Annotated in this window: 3 protein-coding genes; all 3 read right to left on the reverse strand. The window is 73.9% G+C overall.

The window, feature by feature from the left end:
* Positions 1–1,190, reverse strand: a 1,190-nt coding sequence (locus AOK00_RS29125) for an alkaline phosphatase family protein (RefSeq protein WP_055603223.1), incomplete at its 3' end; no start/stop codon positions are given.
* Positions 1,190–1,786 (reverse strand): DUF5998 family protein, encoded by a 597-nt coding sequence (locus tag AOK00_RS29130; protein ID WP_030325407.1) that lies wholly within the window; start codon positions 1,784–1,786, stop codon positions 1,190–1,192. The genes AOK00_RS29125 and AOK00_RS29130, both read right to left, overlap by 1 nt.
* A gap of 40 nt (positions 1,787–1,826) precedes the next feature.
* The coding region (locus AOK00_RS29135; protein WP_173861664.1) for an acetate--CoA ligase family protein at positions 1,827–2,601 on the reverse strand (775 nt) is incomplete at its 5' end.

Raw genomic sequence — 2,601 nt, forward strand, 5'->3', positions numbered from 1 at the left:
AGCAGCGGGACGAGCTGCTCCGCAGAGGTCATGGACCCGTGCATGCCTGCCATCGCGGACTCGTGGGGCTCGTTCACGGAGGCGGTGATCGCCACGTCGTCGTGGGCGGCGGCGACGACGTCGCCGATCCGCCCGTACACGCGCTCGTCGATCTCGTCCCCGAACCAGCCGAGCGAGATCGCCTCGTCGCGGCTCGCGACCCAGAACTGCTCGCCGATCACCTCGCGCCAGCAGGTGAGGACGTCCGCCTCGGCGCCGGGCACGGCGTAGACGTGCCGGGCACGTCCCTCGCCGCCGAGGAGGGCGACGCCCGCGCGGAGCTCCCAGTCCTCGTCGAAGTCGATGCGGTGCTGCTCGTCGAAGGGGATGTCGACCATGCCGTGGTCGGCCGTGACGTACAGCGCCGAGCGGGGCGGCAGCTGCTCGGCGAGCCGCTGCACGAGCCGGTCGACGAACATCAGCTGGCCGCGCCAGGCGTCGGAGTCGATGCCGAAGCGGTGTCCGGCGCCGTCGAGTTCGCTGTAGTACGTGTAGACCAGCGAGCGGTCGCCGGCGGCGAGCTGCTCGGCGGCGAAGTCCATGCGCTCCTCGCCGGAGAGCCGCCCGTGAAACGTTCCGCCGCTGAGCGCGACCTTGGTCAGCGGGGTCTGCTCGAAGATCGGGGAGGACACCTGGGCGGTGTGGATCCCGGCCTCGTGCGCGAGCTGGAAGACGGTGGGGTACGGCTGCCAGACGCGCGGCGAGGTCCACGGCTTCCAGCGCAGCTGGTTCATCAGCTCCCCGGTCTCGGGGTTGCGCACGGTGTATCCGGGCAGCCCGTGCGTACCGGGGTAGCGGCCGGTGCCGACGGAGGCCAGCGAGGTCGCCGTGGTCGCGGGGAAGCCGGCGGTGATCGGGCGGCCGGTGCCCCCGCGCGAGGAGCCGAGGAGCGAGGTCAGATAGGGGGCCTCGTCCGGGTGGGCCTGGATCTGCTCCCAGCCGAGCCCGTCGATCAGGAAGACGCAGTTCCGGTCGGCCGGGGAGAGCTCGGCGATCCGGGCGCCGAACCCGGGCACGTCCTGACCGGCGACGAGCGTCGGCAGCACGTCGCCGAGGGAGCCGAAGGTGTACTCGGGGACCGGCGCGGTGTCCGGGGCGAGCGGAACCGGGTCGTCGGGCCAGCCGTGGGTCACGGCGGTCGGCTGCACCATCAGCGGGTGGGCGCGGCGGTGGCCGCGATGGCTTCGGACAGGGCCTGGGCGAAGACGAGGGTCTGCCGGACGGTGTCCGGACCGTCCCCGGCCTCGCTCACCCGGAGGCTGAGGTCGTCGGCGGTGGCGTTGCCCGTGTAGCCGTGGTCGGCGTCGCAGTTCGCGTCGCCGCAGGCGGCCGGCTCCAGGTCGATGCGGGAGACGGCACCCCAGCCGATGGTGAGGACCACCTCGCGGGGCAGCGTGCCCGGGGTGTACGACTCCGGGTTGGCGACGACACGGCTCACGACGACCGACGAGATCCGGTCGAGCTTCACGGACTCGGTGGACGTCGTGGCGTACGGCGTCGGGGAGCTGGTGTCGGCGGCCTGCTCGTCGGTGTGGCTGACGATGAAGCGGTGCGGCGTCAGGACGAGGACGGTGACATGGCGCCGGACCTCGTTGGCGTCGAACGTGGTCTCCTGGTGCACGACGTACGACGCGACGGCCTCGCCGCCGACGGCGGCCTCCACCGCCTCGGCCACGAGGGCCGGGTAGTAGCCGCTGCGCTCGATCGCCGCGCGCAGCCCCTGGGTCGTCGTACCGGTCTTCGCCATGGACTCCATCCTACGGGGCTGCCGGCCCCCCTCAGGCCCTTCAGTAGCTCGGCAGGCTGCGCGGGCCGAGGTCGGTGCGGGGCGGCGGCGGGGCCAGCCGGACGGTGGCGCCGAGGACGGACAGGCCGCGCGGCGCCACGACCACCGGCTCCAGGGAGACGGCGACCACCTCGGGGTGGTCGTCGACCAGGCGGGACACCCGGAGCAGGACCTCTTCGAGGGCCGGGGTGTCGACGGGTGCGGAACCGCGCCAGCCGAACAGCAGCGGGGCGGTGCGGAGGGAGCGGACCAGTTCCGCGACGTCGCGGTCGGTGGCCGGCACCAGCCGGTGGGCCGTGTCGCCGAGCAACTCGGACGCGGCTCCCGCCAGGCCGAAGGAGAGGACGGCGCCGACGGCCGGGTCGATGGCGGAGCGGACGACGGTGTCGACCCCACGGGGCACCATCGCCTGGACGACCGGCTGGAGCTCCTCGGGCTTGCCCAGGACCTCGGTCAGCTCGGCGTAGGCCGTCCGGAGCTGTTCCTCGGACGCCAGATCGAGCCGTACGCCCCCGAGGTCGGGGCGGTGGCGGAGGTGCGGCGCGGTCGTCTTGAGGGCCACCGGGTAGCCGAGCCGGCCGGCGGCCGCGACGGCGGCGTCGGGGGTGGGCGCGGGCAGCGTGGGCAGGACGGCGATGCCGTACCGGGCGAGCAGCTCCCCCGCCTGTGCGGTGTCGAGGGTCACACCGCGCGGGTCGGCGTCGTCGCCTCCCAGCACCCGCTCGATGAGCGCGGCGGCCCCTGCCTCGTCGATGTCGTCGTACTCGGGCACCCGC

This window comes from Streptomyces aureus (genome assembly GCF_001418135.1).
GTDB classification, from domain to species: Bacteria; Actinomycetota; Actinomycetes; order Streptomycetales; family Streptomycetaceae; genus Streptomyces; species Streptomyces aureus_A.